This window comes from Streptomyces sp. NPDC085946, from assembly GCF_044540485.1.
In the GTDB taxonomy this organism is placed as follows: domain Bacteria; phylum Actinomycetota; class Actinomycetes; order Streptomycetales; family Streptomycetaceae; genus Streptomyces.
On the sequence record NZ_JBITSF010000006.1, the window covers coordinates 106,802 to 120,629 of the forward strand.

The 13,828-nt window shown below is 75.0% G+C and carries 16 protein-coding genes; 6 read left to right on the forward strand and 10 right to left on the reverse strand.

The window, feature by feature from the left end; genetic code table 11:
- The 3 genes from ACIF8T_RS14750 to ACIF8T_RS14760 are packed head-to-tail and all read left to right on the forward strand — an operon-like array spanning window position 1 to window position 1,379.
- Window positions 1-420, forward strand: a complete 420-nt coding sequence (locus ACIF8T_RS14750; RefSeq protein ID WP_400034887.1) for a roadblock/LC7 domain-containing protein — start codon at window positions 1-3, stop codon at window positions 418-420.
- Window position 421: 1 nt separating this feature from the next.
- Complete coding sequence (locus ACIF8T_RS14755) at window positions 422-781, forward strand: DUF742 domain-containing protein (RefSeq protein WP_400034889.1); 360 nt, start codon at window positions 422-424, stop codon at window positions 779-781.
- Window positions 768-1,379 (forward strand): GTP-binding protein, encoded by a 612-nt coding sequence (locus ACIF8T_RS14760; RefSeq protein WP_400034891.1) that lies wholly within the window; start codon window positions 768-770, stop codon window positions 1,377-1,379. The genes ACIF8T_RS14755 and ACIF8T_RS14760 overlap by 14 nt, the downstream gene beginning before the upstream one ends.
- 6 nt (window positions 1,380-1,385) lie before the next feature.
- Here the strand turns inward: ACIF8T_RS14760 and ACIF8T_RS14765 are convergent, their stop codons facing one another.
- From ACIF8T_RS14765 to ACIF8T_RS14790, 6 genes are all read right to left on the reverse strand, one after another.
- Entirely contained in the window at window positions 1,386-2,342 is a 957-nt protein-coding gene (locus ACIF8T_RS14765; protein ID WP_400034893.1) for an ABC transporter substrate-binding protein, read from the reverse strand.
- Window positions 2,343-2,441: 99 nt separating this feature from the next.
- Window positions 2,442-3,107 carry an ABC transporter permease gene (locus ACIF8T_RS14770; protein WP_400034895.1) on the reverse strand — a complete coding sequence of 222 codons (666 nt, stop codon included), beginning with the start codon at window positions 3,105-3,107 and terminating at the stop codon, window positions 2,442-2,444.
- Window positions 3,104-3,799, reverse strand: coding sequence for an ABC transporter permease (locus ACIF8T_RS14775; protein ID WP_400034897.1), 696 nt, complete (start codon window positions 3,797-3,799; stop codon window positions 3,104-3,106). The genes ACIF8T_RS14770 and ACIF8T_RS14775 overlap by 4 nt, the downstream gene beginning before the upstream one ends.
- Window positions 3,796-5,013 carry an ABC transporter ATP-binding protein gene (locus ACIF8T_RS14780; protein ID WP_400034899.1) on the reverse strand — a complete coding sequence of 406 codons (1,218 nt, stop codon included), beginning with the start codon at window positions 5,011-5,013 and terminating at the stop codon, window positions 3,796-3,798. Before ACIF8T_RS14780 ends, ACIF8T_RS14775 begins: the two co-directional genes overlap by 4 nt.
- Before the next feature lie 295 nt (window positions 5,014-5,308).
- Complete coding sequence (locus ACIF8T_RS14785) at window positions 5,309-6,763, reverse strand: ATP-binding protein (RefSeq protein ID WP_400034901.1); 1,455 nt, start codon at window positions 6,761-6,763, stop codon at window positions 5,309-5,311.
- A complete protein-coding gene (locus ACIF8T_RS14790; RefSeq protein WP_400034904.1) occupies window positions 6,760-7,449 on the reverse strand; it encodes a response regulator transcription factor in 690 nt (229 codons plus the stop codon). Before ACIF8T_RS14790 ends, ACIF8T_RS14785 begins: the two co-directional genes overlap by 4 nt.
- Before the next feature lie 154 nt (window positions 7,450-7,603).
- Here ACIF8T_RS14790 and ACIF8T_RS14795 point away from each other — a divergent pair, with 154 nt between their 5' ends.
- From ACIF8T_RS14795 to ACIF8T_RS14805, 3 genes are read left to right on the forward strand one after another with little or no spacing between them, the layout of a single operon-like run.
- A complete protein-coding gene (locus tag ACIF8T_RS14795) occupies window positions 7,604-8,944 on the forward strand; it encodes a ferric reductase-like transmembrane domain-containing protein (protein WP_400034906.1) in 1,341 nt (446 codons plus the stop codon).
- A 10-nt stretch (window positions 8,945-8,954) separates the two neighbouring features.
- Entirely contained in the window at window positions 8,955-9,371 is a 417-nt protein-coding gene (locus ACIF8T_RS14800; RefSeq protein ID WP_400034908.1) for an FMN-binding protein, read from the forward strand.
- 1 nt (window position 9,372) lies between these two features.
- Window positions 9,373-10,125: an FAD:protein FMN transferase gene (locus ACIF8T_RS14805; RefSeq protein WP_400034910.1), complete on the forward strand. Its 753-nt coding sequence runs from the start codon at window positions 9,373-9,375 to the stop codon at window positions 10,123-10,125.
- An 86-nt stretch (window positions 10,126-10,211) separates the two neighbouring features.
- Here ACIF8T_RS14805 and ACIF8T_RS14810 read toward each other — a convergent pair whose 3' ends face one another.
- The 4 genes from ACIF8T_RS14810 to ACIF8T_RS14825 form a co-directional block, all read right to left on the reverse strand.
- Window positions 10,212-11,324, reverse strand: a complete 1,113-nt coding sequence (locus tag ACIF8T_RS14810) for a sensor histidine kinase (RefSeq protein ID WP_400034912.1) — start codon at window positions 11,322-11,324, stop codon at window positions 10,212-10,214.
- A 2-nt stretch (window positions 11,325-11,326) separates the two neighbouring features.
- A complete protein-coding gene (locus tag ACIF8T_RS14815) occupies window positions 11,327-12,070 on the reverse strand; it encodes a response regulator transcription factor (protein WP_400034914.1) in 744 nt (247 codons plus the stop codon).
- A gap of 242 nt (window positions 12,071-12,312) precedes the next feature.
- Entirely contained in the window at window positions 12,313-13,248 is a 936-nt protein-coding gene (locus ACIF8T_RS14820) for a Dyp-type peroxidase (RefSeq protein ID WP_400034916.1), read from the reverse strand.
- Between the two features lie 281 nt (window positions 13,249-13,529).
- Entirely contained in the window at window positions 13,530-13,760 is a 231-nt protein-coding gene (locus ACIF8T_RS14825) for a hypothetical protein (RefSeq protein WP_400034918.1), read from the reverse strand.
- Between the last annotated feature and the right edge of the window lie 68 nt (window positions 13,761-13,828).

The following is a 13,828-nucleotide window of genomic DNA, read 5'->3' on the forward strand; positions in this document are numbered from 1 at the left end:
ATGACACGCCCCACCCCCGCCACGCACACCCAGCTGGACCAGTTGCTCACCGGACTCGTGGAACGGGTCGCCGACGTGAACCACGCCGTGGTGCTCTCCGAGGACGGACTGGTCGTCAGCAAGTCCACCGGTTTCCTGCGCGACGACGCCGAGCGGCTCGCGGCGACCGCCTCCGGCCTGATGAGCCTCAGCAAGGGCGTCAGCATGGACTTCCGGGGCGGCCCGGTGCGGCAGGCCCTCATCGAGATGGCCCACAGCTACCTGATCCTCACCTCGGCGGGGCCGGGCGCCCACCTCGTGGTGCTCACCGGGCCGGGCGCGGACGTCGGGGTGGTGGCGTACCAGATGAACATGCTGGTGAAGAAGATCGGCGAGCACCTGAGCGCGGCTCCGCGGGGCGCGGCCGGCTCCGGCGCGTGAGGTGACCGCAGGCGACACCCCGGGCCGGCTCGTGCGGCCGTTCACCCTGACGGGTGGCCGGACCCGGCCGAGCCGCTCGGACTTCACGCTCATCACGACGGTGACGGCCGTGGACCCGCAGCCCGCGTCGGCCGCCCGGCCGCAGCCCGAGCACCTGCGGATCCTGCGGCTGTGCGCCGAGCCGGTCGCCGTGGCGGAACTCGCGGCCCGTCTCGACCTGCCGGTGAGCGTGGTCGTCATCCTGCTCTGCGACCTGCTGGAGGCCGGCCGGATCACCGCCCGCCCGCCGCGCCGCGTCTCCCGTACCGCCCCGGACCTGGACCTGCTGCAGAAAGTGAGGGACGGCCTTGGCCGGCTCTGACACCGCCGACGCGGCCGCGGCGCCCGACGCGGCCACCCCCGACGCGGCCGCCCCCGACGCGGTCAAGATCCTGATCGCCGGCGGCTTCGGCGTCGGCAAGACGACCATGGTCGGCTCGGTCAGCGAGATCGTGCCGCTGCGCACCGAGGAACCGCTGACCACGGCGGGCCTGGACGTCGACGACCTCGACGGCATCGAGGAGAAGCGGGCCACCACCGTGGCCCTGGACTTCGGCCGGATCACCATCGCCGACGACCTGGTGCTGTACCTGTTCGGCACGCCGGGCCAGCAGCGGTTCTGGTTCATGTGGAACGACCTGGCCATCGGCGCCCTCGGGGCGGTCGTCCTGGTCGACGTGCGCCGGCCCGGGTCCAGTTTCGCGGCGATCGACTTCTTCGAGCGCCGGGGCATCCCGTTCGTCGTCGGCGTCAACGGCTTCCACGGGCGGCACCCGTACCCGCCCGAGGACGTCCGGGACGCCCTCGCGCTGCCGGAGGACGTCCCGGTGCTGCTGTGCGACGCGCGGGAGCGGGAGTCGTGCCGGGACGTGCTGGTCGCGCTGATCGACCGGCTGATCGCCACCGCGGCCCGCGCGTAGCCGGGGTCAGGCCAGGCCCACCGACTTCAGCCACGCCTTCGCCACGTCCAGCGGATCCTTCTTCTCCAGCTGCACCTGGGCGTCGAGTTCCCTCAGCGTGTCCGTGTCCAGCTTCGCGGAGACGGCGTCGAGGGCGTCGACGCCCTTCTTCGGCAGCTCGCCCTTGCGGACCAGCGGCTGCACGTTCTGGAAGCCGAAGAGGTTCTCGGGGTCCTTCAGGACCACGAACTTCTCCCGGGCGATGGCCGGGTCCGTGGTGAAGACGTCCGCGACCTGCACGGTGTTCTTCTGCAGCGCCGAGCGGGTGAGCGGGCCGCCCGCGTCGAGGGCCTTGAACGACTTGAACTCCAGCCCGTACACGGACTTCAGGCCGGCCAGGCCCTGGTGCCGGGTCTGGAACTCCGGCGAACCGCCGAAGACCAGGTCCTGGGCGACGTCCTTCAGGTCGCCGATGCCGGACTCGGCGGTGAGCCCGTGCTTCCGGGCGGTGACCGCGTTGACGGTGACGGAGTCCTTGTCCTGCGCCGGGGCGGGCCGGAGCAGTTCGAGCCGGGCGTCCAGCTTGGCGTTGATGGCCGCCGTGGTCTCCTCGACCGTGGCCGGCTTGGCCTTGGCGTCGAGGTAGGCCAGCAGGGAGCCGTTGTACTCGGGTATGAGTGTGAGGGAACCGTTCTTGATCAGGCCGTAGGTGGTCTCGCGGCTGCCGATGTTGGGCTTGTACTCGACCTTGATGCCCTTGGCCTTGAGGGCCTCTCCGTAGATGTCGGCCAGCAGGATGCTCTCGGCGAAGTTGTTGGAGCCGACGACGACGGTCCCGCCGTCGCCCTTGTCCTCGGCGAGCGGGTCGCTCGTCCCGCCGGACCCACAGCCCGCGAGCAGCGCCGTCGCGGCGGCGAGTGCGACGGCGGCCGCACCGGGGCGCCTCGTTCTGAACCAGCTGCTTCTCTTCGCGGAAGTAGTCACCCACCGATCCAAGCCAGCCGCTTGACGATCAGTCAAGGGCGACCCGGTCACCGATTGGCGTCGATGTGCCGCCGGCCGCGCGGGGACCGGCGGCACCCGTCACCTCCCGCGGACGCCCGGCGACACCACGATCCGCGCGACCAGGCGGAACACCGCGAGCGTGGCCAGCGCCAGGGCGGCCACCAGCGTGGCGCCGCCCACCACCTTCTCGTAGTCGCGCTGGTAGAGGCCGTCGACGATGTACCGGCCGAGGCCGCCGAGGCTGACGTACGCGGCGATGGTGGCCGTCGACACGATCTGGACGGCCGCCGAGAGCAGGCCGCCCAGGATCAGCGGCAGAGCGACGGGCAGTTCGACCCGGAACAGGATCCGTCCCTCACGCATGCCCAGGCCGCGGGCGGCGTCCACCGGCGCGGGGTCGACGGAGCGGACCGCCTCGTAGGTGGTGACGAGGATCGGCGGGACGGCGAGGACGACCAGCGGGATCATCACGGGCAGCAGGCCGAGGCCGAGCAGCACGAACATCAGCACCAGCAGGTTGAAGCTGGGCAGGGCGCGGGCGGCGGTGGCGAGGAAGGCGAGCGCGTTGCCGCCGCGCCCGGTGTGCCCGGTGAGCAGGCCGACGGGCAGCCCGATCCCGGCGGCGAGGCCGAGCGCCAGCAGCGAGTACCCGACGTGTTCGAGGAGGCGCTGCGGGATGCCGTCGTGACCGTGCCAGTGGGCCGGGTCGCCGAAGAAGGCCTGGACGAAGTTCAGTACGTTCACCGGGCGGCGCCCTTCGTGTGCGGCCCGCCGGTCTCCGCGGGCCGGGGTCGCGCGGCGCGCGGCATCCAGGGCGTCAGCAGGGTGCGGACGCCGACCAGCAGCGCGTCGCAGGCGATCGCCAGCGCGGCGGTGGTGACCACGGAGTTCACCGCCAGCTCGGGCCGGTTGTAGAACATGGCGTCCGCGAGCAGGTTGCCGAGGGCGCCCTGGTTGCCGATCAGGGTGCCGACGCTGACGAGGGAGATGCTGGAGACGGTGGCCACCCGCAGCCCGGCCACGAGGGCGGGCACGGCGATCGGCAACTGCACGGCGAGGTAGCGCCGCAGCGGCCCGAAGCCCATGGCGGTGGCCGCGGCCAGGGTCTCCTGGGGGACCGAGCGCACGCCGTCGACGATGGCGGGGACGAGCACCACCAGGCTGTAGACGGTCAGCGGGATCATCACGGTGAGCTCGGTCTGGCCGGTGTAGTCGATGAGGACGACGAAGAACGCCAGCGAGGGGATGGCGTACAGCACGGTCGTGACGCCGAGCACGGGCGGGTACAGCCAGCGGTACCGCACGCACAGCTGGGCGATCGGCAGCGCCAGCAGCAGTCCGGCCGCGACGGGCAGCAGGGCCTCCCGCAGGTGCAGTCCGATCAGGCCGAGGTAGCTGTGCTGGAGGTCGCTCGGGATGTCGAAGAAGCCGTTCACGGGGCGACCTCGGCGTCCGTCCGCGCCGCCGCCTTCTTCGGGTCCTCGGCGGCTTCCGCGCCCTTCGCGCTCTCCCCGTTCTCCCCGTTCTCCGCGTTCTCCCCGTCCGCGCGCGCCCCGGCGTGCGCGCCGCGGATCGCCTCGCCGATCGTGTGCTGCGAGACGACGCCCGTGACGGTGCCGTCGGCGTCCACGGCGACGGCCCAGCCGGTGGGCGAGAGCACGGCGCCGTCCAGGGCGGCCCGCAGCGAGTCGGTGCCGGGTACGAAGGGCCGGCCGAAGGGGAGCAGCCGCTCGGGCCTGATGTCCCCGGCGGTCAGGCCGCCCGGCTCGCCCCAGCCGAGCGGCCGGCCCTGCGCGTCGGTGACCAGGAGGTGCGGCGCGGTCGCCGCGGCGGCGGCGATCCGCTCGGCGCCGGCGTCGACGGGGATCACCGGGCCGGTCGTCAGCTCCAGCCCGGCGGAGGAGAAGAAGGACAGCCGGCGGATGCCGCGGTCGGCGCCGAGGAAGTCCTCGACGAAGGCGTCCGCGGGGGCGGACAGCAGCTCGGCGGGCGGCGCGAACTGGGCGAGCCGGCCGCCGGTGCGCAGCACGGCCACCCGGGTGCCCAGCTTGATCGCCTCGTCGATGTCGTGGGTGACGAAGACGATGGTCTTGGCCAGCTCCCGCTGGATGCGCAGCAGTTCGTCCTGGAGTCCCTTGCGCACCACCGGGTCGACGGCCGAGAACGGCTCGTCCATGAGCAGCACGGGCGGGTCGGCGGCCAGCGCCCGGGCCACGCCGACGCGTTGCTGCTGTCCGCCGGAGAGCTGGTACGGGTACCGCCGGGCGAGCGAGGCGTCCAGGCCGACCCGCTCCATCAGCTCGTGGGCCCGCGCCCGGGCCTTGTGCCGGCCCCAGCCGAGCATGCGGGGCACGGTGGCGATGTTGTCGACGATGGTGCGGTGCGGGAAGAGGCCGGCGTTCTGGATGACGTAGCCCATGGAGCGGCGCAGCTCGGTGACCGGCCGGCGGGTGACGTCGACGCCGTCGAGGAGGATGGTCCCCTCGCTGGGCTCGACCATCCTGTTGATCATCCGCAGGGTGGTGGTCTTGCCGCATCCGGACGGTCCGACCAGGACGGTGATCGACCGGTCGGGTATCTCCAGGGAGAGCCGGTCGACCGCGACCGTGCCGTCCGGATACCGCTTGGTGACTGATTCCATCCGTATCAAGACGCCGAATACCCTTCGGGTGGGCGGACTTCTGGCCAAGGTCGTGCGATCTGTCGCCGGTCGAGTCTAGACGGCGGCGGCCGCGCGTCCCGGGGATCCGGGTCCTGCCGGCGGGCCCGCCGACGCGAACTCCCCTGCGCCGCCGGTGCCGTGGGAGCCGGACCGGACCCGCGGCGAACCGGTCGGGAGTACCGCCGCGTGGCACGCGGCGTCCGCCCCGGCCACCGGACGCGGCCGGTCCGCAAGGAGCGCCCGGCCCGTGAAGAGCGGCCGGCCCGGTCGGTGTGACCGGCCGTCACCGGTGGGCGGGGACCGGTCCGTTCAGCGGGAGGCGGACAGTAAAGGCGGTCGTGCCCGGGGCGCTGCTCAGGGTGATCGCGCCGCCGTGCGCGCGGACCAGGGACTGGGCGACGGCCAGGCCGAGGCCGCTGCCGCCGCGGTCGCGGCTGCGGGCCTTGTCGACGCGGTAGAAGCGGTCGAAGACCCGCTCCCGGTCCTCGGGCGGTATGCCGGGGCCCGCGTCGGCGACCCGGACCAGGGCGGTGCCGCCGGACACGGCGACCTCGACGCGGACGTCCGTGCCGGGCGGGGTGTGCACGGCGGCGTTGGTGAGGAGGTTGTCCAGGACCTGCCGGACGCGCTGGGGGTCCAGGCGCAGCGTGAGCGGGGCCTCGCCGCAGCGCACCGCGAGCGGGTGGTCCGGGTGGCCCGCCCGGAACGCGTCGGCGGCCTGCCGGACCAGCTCCGCCAGGTCCGTCTCCTCGGGACGCAGCGGGGCCTCGACCTCCGCCGCGTCGAGCCGGGCGAGCAGCAGCAGGTCGTCCAGCAGGACGCCCATGCGCGCGGCCTCCGCCCGCAGCCGGGCCAGGTGCCGGTCGCGTTCCCCGGGGGCGTTGGCGGCGGCGTACTGGAACAGGTCCGCGTAGCCGCGCACCGACATCAGCGGGGTGCGCAGCTCGTGGGAGGCGTCCGCGACGAAGCGGCGCAGCCGCCGCTCGGCCGCCGCGCGCACGGCGAGGGAGTCGTCGATGTGCTCCAGCATCGTGTTGAACGCGGTGCGCAGCTCCTCGACCTCCGGGCCGCCGCCGGGGCCGTCGGCGCGCAGCGGCAGCCGGGCCGCCGACTCGGTCAGGTCGTGCGAGGCGATGCCGTGCGCGGTGTGCGCCATGTCGCTGAGCGGTTGCAGGCCGCGCCGCAGCATGGTCCGCCCGGCGAACACCAGGGCCAGCAGCGCGAGCGCGAAGACGACCACCTGGACCGTGATCAGCTGCTGCACGGTCGCCTCGACGGCCGCCATGGGCGCCGCGCTGACCAGCACCACCCCGGGCTCGACCTCGCAGGCCCGCAGCCGGTACCGGCCCTCCCCCTCGATCCGCGCGGTGCGCAGCAGCGGGTCGTCGTCCGAGCGGGCCAGTTCCCGGGCGAGGGCGGTGAACGGGCGGGTGTCGGCGGGGACGACGGCCCGGGCGCGCAGGCGGGGCGCGGCGCCGCCCCGGACGTCGTACACCGCCGTGTACCAGCCGTAGTACGACTGCTTCCGGACGGTGCCGTGCACCGCCGCGTCCTTCGACTGGGTGACCTGGACCAGCTTCAGCTGCTCGCCCTGCTGCCGCTCCAGGTAGTCCCGCATGTACGTGGTCAGGGCCGTGCCGACGACCGCGAACACCACCAGCGACAGCACGCCGAGGCCCAGGGCGAGCCGGGTGCCCAGCCGCAGGCGCCGGTAGGCCGCGCGCAGCCGCCGGGTCACTCGGCGGCCTGCCGTACGACGTACCCGAAGCCGCGCACGGTGTGGATGAGCGGGGGGCCGGTGTCGTCGAGCTTGCGGCGCAGCCGGCTGACGACCAGCTCGACGACGTTGGAGCGGCCGCCGAAGCCGTACTCCCACACGTGGTCGAGGATCTGGGCCTTGGTGAGGACGGTCGGCGACTTGCGCATCAGGTAGCGCAGCACCTCGTACTCGGTCGGGGTGAGGGTGAGCGTCCTGCCGTCGCGGCGGACCTCGCGGGTGTCCTCGTCCATCGTCAGGTCCCCGACCCGCAGCACGGAGCGCTGGAAGCCGGGTCCGGCGCTGCGCCGCAGCACGGTCCGCAGCCGGGCCATGAGCTCCTCCACCGCGAACGGCTTGACCAGGTAGTCGTCCCCGCCCCGGGTGAGCCCGGCCACCCGGTCGGCGACCCCGTCGCGGGCGGTGAGGAACACCACGGGCACCATCGCGCCGGAGCGCCGCAGCCGGTCCAGGACGCCGAAGCCGTCGAGGTCCGGGAGCATCAGGTCGAGCACCACGATGTCCGGCCGGAACTCGGCGGCGCGGCGCAGCGCCTGCTCGCCGGTGTGCGCGGTGACGGCCTCCCAGCCCTCGTAGCGGGCGACCGTGGCGACCAGGTCGGCGATGGGCGGGTCGTCGTCCACGACGAGGAGGCGTACTTTTTCCACCCGCCCATAGTGCGGCACCCGGCCCGTGCCCCCCAGGCCGCTCACAGCCGGGCGGCCACATCGACAAGAACTCGAAAGCCGTCCGACAGCCCGGCGACAGCTCCCGCGGGTGAAGCTCGGAGTACCCAGGACCCGAACGAGGGAGTTGCCGGCCGTGACCGTTGCCCCATCGCCCCCCGCGCCCCCCGCGGCGGGGAGACGCCCGTCCGTCGTGGCGCGCACCGGCCTGTACGCCGTGCTGGCCGCGAACGCCGTGGTGGTGGCCGTCCTGTTCGTCCAGGGCGGCTTCGCCGCGAACGCCCTGGTCCTGCTGGGCCGGCTCACCGGCCTGTACGGCGCCCTGCTCATGGCCTTCCAGCTGCTGCTGGTGGCCCGGCTGCCCTGGCTGGACCGGCGCATCGGCATGGACCGGCTCACCTCCTGGCACCGCCGGGTCGGCTTCGGCCTGGTGTGGACGCTGCTCGGGCACGCGGTGTTCGTCACCGCCGGGTACGCGCAGGCGTCGTCGCTGGACCCGGTGAACCAGCTCGTGGACCTCGCCGGGACGGTCGAGGGCGTGCTGCGCGCGGTGGTCGCCCTGGTGCTGCTCCTCGTCGTCGGGGCGGTCTCGGCCCGCCGGGCGCGGCGCCGCCTCGCCTACGAGACCTGGCACTTCGTCCACCTGTACACCTACGTGGCCGTGGTGCTGGCCTTCACCCACCAGGTCGCGGCGGGGACGACGTTCACGGCGTCGCCGGCCGCCACGGCCTACTGGTACGGCCTGTGGGGCGCGGCGCTCACCGCGCTGGCCGCGGGCCGGCTGGGGCTGCCGCTGTGGCGCAACCTGCGCCACCGGCTGCGCGTCACGGCCGTCGTCCCGGAGAACGACGAGGTGGTCTCGGTGTACGTCACCGGCCGCCGCCTGGACCGGCTGCCCGCCCGGGCCGGCCAGTTCTTCCTGTGGCGGTTCCTGACGAAGGACCGCTGGTGGCAGGCGAACCCGTTCTCGCTGTCCGCCGCGCCCGACGGCCGCACCCTGCGGCTCACGGTGAAGGCGGCCGGCGACGGCACCGCGGCGCTGCGGCACCTCAGGCCCGGCACGCGGGTCTTCGCCGAGGGCCCCTACGGCGCCTTCACCGCGCTGCACCGCACCCGGTCCAAGGCGCTGCTCATCGCGGGCGGCGTGGGCGTCACCCCCGTCCGGGCGCTGCTGGAGGAGCTCGACGGGCACGCGGTGGTGGTCTACCGGGTGGCCGCCGAGCGGGACGCGGTGCTCCACGACGAGCTGCGGGACCTCGCCCTCGCCAGGGGCTCCGAGCTGCACCTGGTGACGGGGCCGGCGGTCCCGGACCGGCTGGCGCCGGCCGAGCTGGCCGGGCTGGTCCCGGACGTCGCCGACCGGGACGTCTTCCTGTGCGGGCCGCCCCCGATGATGAAGACCGTCCTCGGCACCCTGCGCGAGCTGGGCGTGCCCGGGCCGCAGATCCACTTCGAGCGCTTCAGCCTGGCGGGATGAGGAAGAGACCGTGAAACGAGCGATACCCGTCCTGGTCCTGAGCGTCGCCGGCCTGATCCCGGTGTGGCGCTACGAGCCGTCGCCCGCGGCGTCCGGCGGCGCGGTGGCCGCCCCGGCACCGGCGCCGTCGGTCCCGTCCCCCTCGCCGGGCTCCGCCGGGAGCGCCCGGCGGGTGGTGGCGGGCTCGACGGTCGTCACCGACAAGGGCCCGGTGCAGGTGGAGGTCACCCTCGACGGCGACCGGATCAGCGCCGTGCGGATGCTCCGGCAGCCGGACCACCCGCAGACCGCGGCCGCCGTGCCGCGGCTCGTCGAGGAGACCCTCGAAGCGCAGAGCGCCGACGTCGACACGGTGTCCGGCGCGACCCTCACCAGCGACGGCTACAGGGAGTCCCTGCAGGCCGCCCTCGACGCGGCGGGCTCCTGACGTGCGGCGCGTCGAGCACGTGATGGGGTTCCCGGTGTCGCTGCGGGTGGACGACGAGCGGGTGCCCGGGGAGGCGGCGGACGCGGTGTTCGCCTGGCTGCGCGAGGTCGACGCGCGGTTCAGCCCGTTCCGGCCGGACAGCGAGGTCTCCCGCCTGGACCGCGGGGAGCTCCGCGAGATCGGCGCCGACCTGCGGGAGGTCCTCGGCCTGTGCGAGGAGTACCGGGCGGCCACCGGCGGGGCGTTCGACGCCCGGCTGCCCGGCCGCGGCCTGGACCCGTGCGCGGTGGTCAAGGGCTGGTCGGTGCAGCGGGCCGCCGGGCTGCTGGCCGCGGCCGGGGCGCGGCGGTTCTGCCTGAACGCCGGCGGCGACGTCGTCGCGGCCGGCGGCCCCTGGCGGGTGGGCGTACGCCATCCCGACCACGCCGGCCGGCTGTGCGCGGTGCTGGAGCTCACCGACGGCGCGGTCGCCACGTCCGCGCGCTACGAGCGCGGCGACCACATCGTCGACGGCCGCACGGGCCGCCCGGCGACCGGGCTGCTCAGCATGACGGTGACGGCCCCGACGCTGACGGAGGCGGACGCGGTCGCCACGGCCGCCTTCGCGCTGGGCGCCGAGGGGATCGCCTGGGCGGCGGCGCGGCCGGGCTGCGAGGTGTTCGCGGTGGACGCCGGGCGGCGGGTGTTCCGGACGGAGGGGCTCCCTGTGGCGGGGGCGGGGGCGGGCGCGGGCGCGGTGCCGGGGGCGGCGTAGGCGTCTCCGGGTCCGCCGCGGCCGGGACGGCGGGCGGACGCGGTGCCGGGCGGCGCGGGCGTCTCCGGTGCCCGCACCCGGAGGGCTCAGCCCTCGGCCGTGGGCAGGGTGACCTCGAAGCGGCAGCCGCCCGGGATGTTGCGGACGGTGGCGCGGCCCCGGTGGGCCTCCACGATGCCGCGGACGATGGCGAGGCCCAGGCCCGCCCCGGCGGGCGGGGTGCGGGCGTGGGTGCCGCGCCAGCCGGTGTCGAAGACGCGCGGCAGGTCCTCGTCGGGGATGCCGCCGCAGCCGTCGGTGACGGACAGGACCACGCCGTCGGCGGAGCGTTCGGCGGCCACCGCGACCGTGCCGTCGGCCGGGGTGCGGCGGATCGCGTTCACCAGCAGGTTGCCCAGCACCCGGCTCATCTCCCTGCCGTCGACCTCGACCGGCACCGGTTCGACGCGTTCGGCGGCGAGCCGTACGCCGTGTTCGCGGGCGAGCGGGTCGGCTCCGGACAGGGCGTCGCCGACCAGGTCGTACAGGGACATCCGGGAGGGGGAGAGCGTGAGGGCGCCCGCGTGGATGCGGGACAGCTCGAAGAGGTCGCCGACCATGTCGTTGAGGCGTTCCACCTCGGTGCGGATCTGCCGCAGGTAGCGGTCCGGGTCGGCGGCGATGCCGTCCTCCAGCGCCTCGGCCATGGCGCGCAGCCCGGCCAGCGGGGTGCGCAGGTCGTGGGAGATCCAGGCGACGAGTTCGCGGCGGGAGGACTCCAGGGCGCGCTCCCGGTCGCGGGACCGGGCGAGCTTGGCGCTGGTGGCCTCCAATTCCCGGCTGAGCGCGGCCAGTTCCGCGGTGGCCGGGCCGGCGGGCGCGGCGAAGTCGCCGCCGTCGCCGAAGGAACGGGCCGCGCGGGCCAGGGCCCGGCTGCCGGCGACGACCCAGCGGCCGAGCAGCAGCGCGGTCGCGAGCGACACCACCGCGGCCATCGCGACGACGGTCGTGACCACCGTCAGGTCGTGCGCGGACAGGAACATCGCCCGGGCGACCGCGAGGGTGCCCGCGAGCATCGCGGTGACGGCGACGGCGGCGACCACGGTGAGCGACGCGACGACCGAGCGGCGGCGGATCAGCAGCAGGACGAGAGCGCCGAGCAGCCCGGCCGCGGCGGCCCCGAGGAAGGCGAACAGGGCGATCAGGAGGATGTCGCGCACGGTCACTCCTCCCCAGCGGCGTCGAAGCGGTATCCGACGCCCCAGACGGTCCGGACGAGGCGGGGGCGGGCCGGGTCGTCCTCGACCTTGCCCCGCAGGCGGCGGACGTGCACGGTGACGGTCGACAGGTCGCCGAAGTCCCAGCCCCACACCGCGCGCATCAGCTCCTCGCGGCCGAAGGCCCGGCCGGGGTGCCGCAGGAAGAAGGCGAGCAGGTCGAACTCGCGCACCGTGAGGGCGAGTTCGGTGCCGTTCTTGGTGGCGCGGCGGGACGCCGGGTCGAGGGTGAGACCGGCGGCGCCCAGCGGCGCGGCGGGCCCGGTCCCGGCGGCCGCGGTGCCCGTGCCGTCGACGCGCGGGAGGGTGCGGCGCAGCACGGACTCGACGCGCAGGACGAGTTCGCGGGGGCTGAACGGCTTGGTGACGTAGTCGTCGGCGCCGACCTCCAGCCCGAGGATCCGGTCGTCCTCGTCGCCGCGCGCGGTGAGCATGATGACCGGCACAGGCCCGCGGCCCCGCATCCGCCGGCACACCTCCAGGCCGTCCATGCCGGGCAGCATCAGGTCCAGGACGACCAGGTCCGGCCAGTGCGCGGCGGCGCGGGCGAGCGCGCCGGGGCCGTCGCCCGCCCGGTCCACGACGTACCCGGCCCGGTCGAGGTATCCGGAGACGATCTCGGCGACGGTGGGGTCGTCGTCGACGACGAGGACCCGGGCGCCGGACGGCGGCTGCGGTGACTGCTCCATGCCGCAAGCCTCGCACCCCCGCGCGCGGCGGTGCGCCCGCGGCCGCCGACGTCCTCGTTCCGTAAGAAGCCGAAGTCCGTCACGTCCGTCGCCCGTTCACGGGGACGCACGAGGAGCGGCGCGGTTCGGCGCCGCCCGCCGCGCGGGTCCGGCCGGCCGCCACCGGCCTCCGCGACGCGGGCGGCGCCCCGGTCCCGGGCGGTCCGCGTGGTGCGGCCCCGCGCCGTCGGGGGACCGCGGTCCTACGGTGCGAGGGACTCCAGGAAACCGGTCGGCGGCACGAAGAACAGGCTGCCGGTGACCGCCCGGGAGTAGTCCAGCAGCGGGTCGGGCCCGGCGTCCGGCCCGCCGAGGAACATCCGGCGCAGCATCGCCTCGGGCACCTCCGGCGTGCGGGCGTAGGCCACGAAGTACGTGCCGAACTCGCCGTGCCCGGGCCGCCCGAAGGGCATCGCGGAGCGCAGGATCTCCAGCTCCGCGCCGTCCGGGCCGGTGACCGTGTTGACGTCCCGGTGCGAACCGGGGGCGTCGAGTTCGAGGTTGGTCAGCTTGGTGCGGCCGACCACCTTCTCCTGCGCCTCGACGGCGAGGGCCTCCCAGGCGTCCACGTCGTGCAGGTACTTCTGCACGAGGGCGTAGGAGCCGCCCCGGAAGGCGGGGTCCTCCGCGCCGACCAGCGCGGCCTCGGCGGCGGCCGGGCCGACGGGGTTCTCGGTGCCGTCGACGAAGCCGAGCAGGTTGCGCGAGTCGAAGTACGAGAACGCCTGCACCTCGTCCCGCACGGTCACCGTGCGGCCCAGCCGCCGTACGAGTTCGGCGGCCAGCGCGAAGCACAGGTCGGGGCGGGCGGCCCTGATGTGGAAGAACAGGTCGCCGGGCGTGGCCGGGGCGTGGTGCCGGGGCCCGGCCAGTTCGCGGAACGGGTGCAGCCCGGCGGGGCGCGGCCCGCCGAGCAGCCGGTCCCAGGCGTCGGACCCGATCCCCGTGGTGCAGGTGAGCCCCCCGTCGGGGCTGGGGAAACCGACGGCCCGCACCAGCCCCGCCAGGGAGCTCAGCACCTCCCGTACGACGGGCTCCCCACCGGGCTCGATCGTGGCCACGAGGAACATCGCGATCGAGGCCGGCGGGCCCAGTATCGGTTGCGGCAGCGGCTCGTCGGACGGCACCGGCGACGGCATGACTTCCCCTCTCCCCAGGTGAAAGGCCCCGCACGGCGCGCACCGGAACGCGTGGGCCGGCGCCCGCCCCTCAGACGATGCCCACCGAACAGGCGAACGGAACTCGGCACGCGCTTCCACCCCGCCGTGAGGTCCCGCGGCCCGGGCGGGACAGCGCCGGCGTACGCCCGCGCCCGCCGCGGGGCCACCACGAGGCACCCGGGCTCCCGTCGCCCGCCGCCGCCCCCGACCCGACCGGGCCCTTCAGGCCGGGCCCGGTGAACACGGTGACCGCCGCCGCCTCATCGCGGCCCGGCCGGCCCGTCGCTCCAGTCGTAGGGTCCCCCGCCGCGCCACTCGATCAGCTCCGGGTCGTCGACGGCGGTGTCGACCGCGGGGAGGCCCGCGCCGTGCAGGAGGTCGAGCAGGTCGAAGAGGCTGCGCGCGGTGCCGGCGGAGGCGCCGCGGATCGTCACCGGCCGCCCGCCGTCCGACTCCGGCGGGAACACGATCACGAGAGGACGCCGCTCCATGGCACCACCATGCGCCGACACCGTCCGCGCCGCAGCCCGGCACCTCCGGACGGACCACGTCCGCACCC